General features: G+C 49.8%; 4 protein-coding genes. All 4 read right to left on the minus strand.

Annotated features, from left to right (window positions below):
* Positions 1-113 precede the first annotated feature (113 nt).
* The 4 genes from thiL to sppA are packed head-to-tail and all read right to left on the minus strand — an operon-like array spanning position 114 to position 4,882.
* Positions 114-1,199, minus strand: coding sequence for a thiamine-phosphate kinase (gene thiL / locus DXA74_RS15520; protein ID WP_118529031.1), 1,086 nt, complete (start codon positions 1,197-1,199; stop codon positions 114-116).
* A 46-nt stretch (positions 1,200-1,245) separates the two neighbouring features.
* On the minus strand, positions 1,246-2,055 hold the full coding sequence (locus tag DXA74_RS15525) for a purine-nucleoside phosphorylase (RefSeq protein ID WP_118529033.1): 810 nt from the start codon (positions 2,053-2,055) through the stop codon (positions 1,246-1,248).
* Positions 2,000-3,112, minus strand: coding sequence for a tetraacyldisaccharide 4'-kinase (lpxK, locus tag DXA74_RS15530; RefSeq protein ID WP_118529035.1), 1,113 nt, complete (start codon positions 3,110-3,112; stop codon positions 2,000-2,002). Before lpxK ends, DXA74_RS15525 begins: the two co-directional genes overlap by 56 nt.
* Before the next feature lie 15 nt (positions 3,113-3,127).
* Positions 3,128-4,882, minus strand: a complete 1,755-nt coding sequence (sppA, locus tag DXA74_RS15535; protein ID WP_118529037.1) for a signal peptide peptidase SppA — start codon at positions 4,880-4,882, stop codon at positions 3,128-3,130.
* Positions 4,883-5,131: the final 249 nt, after the last annotated feature.

Raw genomic sequence — 5,131 nt, forward strand, 5'->3', positions numbered from 1 at the left:
ATTTTCAGTCCTTTGCTCTACCAACTGAGCTATGGCACCTTCTCGTTTGCGAATGCAAAGGTACGAAAAACTTTTGTATCCGCAAACTTTTTGAGAACTTTTTTCGAAAAAAGTTATTTTAGAGGGTTCCAACCCTGTGCTTTCAGCTCAAATTCGTTGCCATCGCGGCAAATCAGAGCGCAACCAAGCTCCGGTTTGGTGATGTGACCAATCAGCTTCACACCTTCCATCTGAGAAATCTTCTCGTGGTCGGAGATAGGCACGGTGAACAGCAGTTCGTAGTCTTCGCCACCGTTCAGAGCACAGGTCGTTACGTTCATGTTCAGCTCCTCGGCCATGACGGCTGTCTGATAATCCAGCGGGATATGCTCCTCATAGATGCGGCAGCCCACTTTGCTCTGGGTACAGATGTGGAGCAACTCAGAGCTCAGTCCGTCGGAGATATCCATCATGGCGGTCGGTTTGATGTTGGCGGCAGCCAGGGCCTCGATGATGTCGCGGCGAGCTTCCGGCTTCAACTGACGCTCCAGCAGATATTCCTTACCGCTGAAATCTGGCTGTGCGCGGAGCAGTTCTTCTTCCATTTTCTGATTCTTGCTCTCGCTGGCTTCTTTCAGTTGTTGGTTGAATACTGCCTTTTCGCGTTCCAGAAGCTGAAGTCCCATATAGGCAGCTCCCAAGTCACCGCTCACGCAAATCAAGTCAGTGTCTTTGGCTCCGTTGCGGTAAGTAACCTTGTCCGGATCGCCTTCGCCGATGCAGGTAATGCTGATGGCCAGTCCGGTGAGTGATGAGGTGGTGTCGCCTCCAACCAGATCCACGCCGTGTGCCTCGCAGGCGGTGCGCAGACCTTCGTAGAAATCCTCCATATCCTCGATGCAGAAGCGTTTGCTCAGCGCGATGGAAACAACCATCTGTTTGGGCATACCGTTCATGGCATAGATGTCGGAGAAGTTCACCATGGCTGATTTGTAGCCCAGATGCTTCAGGGGAACATAGGTCAGGTCAAAGTGAATGCCTTCCATCAGCAGGTCGGTGGTGACCAGTACCTGCTTGTCGGCCGGATATTTCAGTACGGCGCAGTCATCGCCCACACCGTAGAGTGAAGAGGGGTTCTTCAGTTCAATCTGTTCGGTCAGGTGCTTGATCAGTCCGAATTCGCCAAGAGTGGCAATTTCTGTTCTGTTTATTTCTTGCATGTTTGAATTTTAGTTTCACATCTATTATATAATAAGGAAGGCGAGCTTATGCGCGGTTGATCATCTCGCGCATGATGTCGGCCATAATCGGCTGCACGGCTTCGGCGGCGCGCTGCACTTCTTCGTGGCTCACCTCAACGATCTTGCCTTCTACACCCAGGTCGGTGATGATGCTGATGCCAAAGCACTTGATGCCGCAATGGTTGGCGACAATCACTTCGGGCACGGTAGACATACCTACGGCATCAGCGCCCCAGATGCGGAACATCTTGTATTCGGCCGGAGTTTCGTAAGTAGGGCCCTGAGTGGCCAGATAAACTCCCTGCTGCACCTTGATGCCTTTTTCCTGCGCGATGCTCAGTGCCTGGTTGATGAGGTCTTTGCTGTAAGCCTCGTGCATATCCAGGAAGCGGGGTCCGTTAGGGAAATTCTTTCCGCGGAGCGGATTCTCGGGCAGTGCGTTGATCTGGTCGGTGATGATCATCAGGTCGCCGATTTCGAAGTCCGGATTAGTTCCGCCGGCAGCGTTGCTCACAAACAGGGTTTTGATGCCCAGTTCGTTCATGACGCGGATAGGGAAGGTAACCTCCTTCATGGAATAGCCTTCGTAGTAATGGAAGCGGCCTTCCATGGCCATGATATCCTTCTCGCCGAGCTTACCGAAGATGAGGCGGCCGCTGTGGCCTTCTACGGTAGAAACCGGGAAGTTCGGAATATCTTTGTAGGCTATACTGTATGCGTCTGTTATTTCTTCGGCCAGTTTACCCAGACCGGAACCTAAAATGATGGCGGTAGTAGGGTTACTTGGCATTCTTTCCTTTAGCCAAGATGCTGTTTCTTGAATTTTTTCGTACATAACCAATAATGTTTTCGTTAAACGTATTTTCCTGTCCCTGCATGAATTCTACCTTGATGGGCAGCACATACAGGTTTTTTCTGATTTCTTCGTGAAGATTCATCCCCTTCAGGCGGCTGTAGTCCTTCTCTGTGGTGATGATGAGTTTCTTTTCCGGCATATTCCGGAAGGTGTCGTACACGTTTTGCAGATCGCTTTCGGAGTAGTAGTGGTGATCCTGAAAGCTGAGTGATGTGATGTTCTTGGTGTATTGCTTCAGATCGATGAGCATTTGCTCGGGAGAGGCAATGCCGGTGAGCAGAAGTACATGCTCGTTTCTGTCGAGTGATGACAGAGGCCGGTCGTTCCTGTCGGGATGTGCGGCCTGCAGATTGCCATATCTGAAGGTGGTGAAGTATAGCTTCTGATAGGGGAAGAGATTCAGGGCCTTGCTGATCACGCGGAAGCCCATGGGCTTGATGTCGCGCGGGCATTTGGTCACGATGACGATGTTGGCCCGGTTCTTTCCTTCCTTGGGTTCACGCAGACGCCCTGCCGGCAGAAGTTTGTCTTCGGTAATCATGCGGTGATAGTCGATGAGCAGGATGTTGATGCCCGGTTTTACATAGCGGTGCTGGAAAGCATCGTCCAGTAAGATCACTTCCGTGTCTTTGGCTATGGAATCATCGCACAATTGTTCGATACCGTGGCAGCGGTCTTTGTCGACGGCCACATAGATATCGGGATATTTCTCTTTGATCTGAAAGGGCTCGTCGCCGATGTCCTGCATGCGGGTGTCCGCATGGGCCAGCACAAAGCCTTTGGTCTTGCGCTTGTAACCGCGGCTCAGGACTGCGACCTTGAAATGCCGGTGCAACAGGTCGATCAGATATTCCGTGTGAGGGGTCTTTCCGGTGCCGCCCACAGTGATGTTGCCGATAGAAATTACCGGTATGTCGAAACTGCGCGATTTGAGCAGGCCCAGTTCAAACATTTCGTTTCGGACAAAGACGCCCGCTCCATAGAGCCAGGACAGGGGGGTCAGCCATTCATTGATTTTTATTAAATCTCCTTCCATTTTTGAGCGCTTGTTCTAGTTGATATTAGGTTCATAAGGCATGCGAGCCTGAATCGGGTCCATGCTGTTCATCTTGCTGATGAACTGAATGTATTCGTAATAATTTCCTAAAGTGCTCTTCAGGGCGCTTTGGATATAGTCGGTCTGCTTGTCCTGAAGCAGACTTTCATACCATTTCTGTGGTTTCGGATAGGTGGTAACCGAATAGTCGGTGATGCCGGCTTTCTTTGCCGCTCTTTCCAGAGCTGTCTGCAGAGTACCCTTCTGGTCTACCAGGCCGTTCTTTAATGCCTGTTCTCCGGTCCATACCCGACCTTCGGCCAGTTTTCCGGTTTGTTGCAGAGGCAAGTTGCGGCCGTCGGACACTCTTTTCAGAAAGAGTCGATAGCCGGATTCGATATAGCGTTGCATGAGAGCGGTCTCTTCCGGATTGAATGGGCGCGACATTGTTCCGAAGTCGGCATGGCGGTTGGTCTGAACCGCGTCGAAGTTTAAGCCCAGCTTTTCTTTCAGTAAATTGCTGGCGTCGGGAATCATACCGAAAATGCCGATGCTACCTGTCAGGGTAGAGGGGAGGGCCACGATTTCATTGCCGGCGCAGGCCATATAATATCCTCCCGAAGCGGCCATGCCACCCATGGAGATAATGACCGGCTTCTTGCTTTTCAGTTTTTGTATGCTGTGCCAGATCTGTTCGGAGGCATAGGCGCTTCCTCCTCCGGAGTTGATGCGGATGACTACGGCCTTGATTTGGGAGTCATCGGCCAGTTCGGCCAAATCCCGGCATACTTGTTTGGAGGCTATTTCGGACATATTCATGCTCGATGGGTTGTCTACGATATCTCCAAAGGCATAGTAAACGGCGATTTTTTCTGCGCCGGATTGCTTTTGGGGAATCTGTGCCAGATCGGACGGAGTGATAATCTGCGGAGAATTGCTTAGTTTGAGCTTCTCCTTAAGATATTCCTTCATGTCCTCGCGATAAAGCAATGTGTCTGCCAGATGCTTGTTTACCATTTCTGTGGCAGGGGCAAGTGACAGGAATTCGTCTGCATATCGGTTTAGGGTGTCCTTGTTTATGTGGCGTGATTCTGCTACAGCCTGAATCATGTTGTTCCAGATGGAGTTCAGATAGCTCTGGATCTGTTCTCGGTTGGCAGGGCTCATCTCTGTGCTGGTAAACGGTTCTACCGCGGATTTGTAACTGCCCACACGGAATACTTGCATTTTCACACCGATGCGCTGCAACAGATCTTTGTAGAAAATGGGTTCGGATACCAGACCTTGCCAACTGATCTGACCGCTTGGGTTCAGAACAACCTGATCGGCTGCGCTGCATATATAGTAAGTCGTTTGGCTGTAGTTGTCACCATAACTGATGATGGGTTTGCCGCTTTTCTTGAAATCCGTCAGAGCTACTCTGATCTCTTCGGCCATAGCTGGAGTTGCCTGGGTCAGGGCACCGGCATCGAGATAGATGGCTTTAATATTGGGATCTTGGGCGGCACGATAAATGCTGCTTAGAGTTTGATCCAGGCCTACAGACGGATAATCCTCTCCCAGAAGATCGTTCAGGGGAGAATCTTGAACGCGCTCTTCCAAAGCACCGTTCAATTCAATTTTCAATATGCTGTTGGACTTGATGCTCGGTACACTGCTGCCGGATATCAATAGGATAGAGATTAGAAGAATTCCGCAGAAACTTAAAAACAGAATACCGATAAGGGTGCCTAAGGTGGCAGCTAATGTATTTTTGATAAACTCTTTCATTTCGTAATGGCTGGTATTAATAATATATAGAAATATGATTGATGCAAAAATAACGGATTTAGGAGCAATAAGCAAATTTTTAGGTTCTATTATAATAAGTAGGTGGGTAGGATAGACCGTATTGCAAAATCCCGAATGTACCTTCTGAGTCTAGTCGCGGTTTAGGCGCGACTGTTTTGAGAAACCTTGCTTCTGGCTGTTTGAAACCGAAAAAGCGCATATTTTGTCCCGTAACTGCAAAAAGACGCA

Source organism: Bacteroides sp. OF04-15BH (genome assembly GCF_003477995.1).
GTDB lineage: Bacteria > Bacteroidota > Bacteroidia > Bacteroidales > Bacteroidaceae > Paraprevotella.

What these genes read in the sequence shown, in the direction of transcription:
- DXA74_RS15525 (WP_118529033.1), bottom strand. Translation starts at nt 2,055, where the DNA reads ATGTACGAAAAAATTCAAGAAACAGCATCTTGGCTAAAGGAAAGAATG.
- sppA (WP_118529037.1), bottom strand. Translation starts at nt 4,882, where the DNA reads ATGAAAGAGTTTATCAAAAATACATTAGCTGCCACCTTAGGCACCCTT.
- lpxK (WP_118529035.1), bottom strand. Translation starts at nt 3,112, where the DNA reads ATGGAAGGAGATTTAATAAAAATCAATGAATGGCTGACCCCCCTGTCC.
- thiL (WP_118529031.1), bottom strand. Translation starts at nt 1,199, where the DNA reads ATGCAAGAAATAAACAGAACAGAAATTGCCACTCTTGGCGAATTCGGA.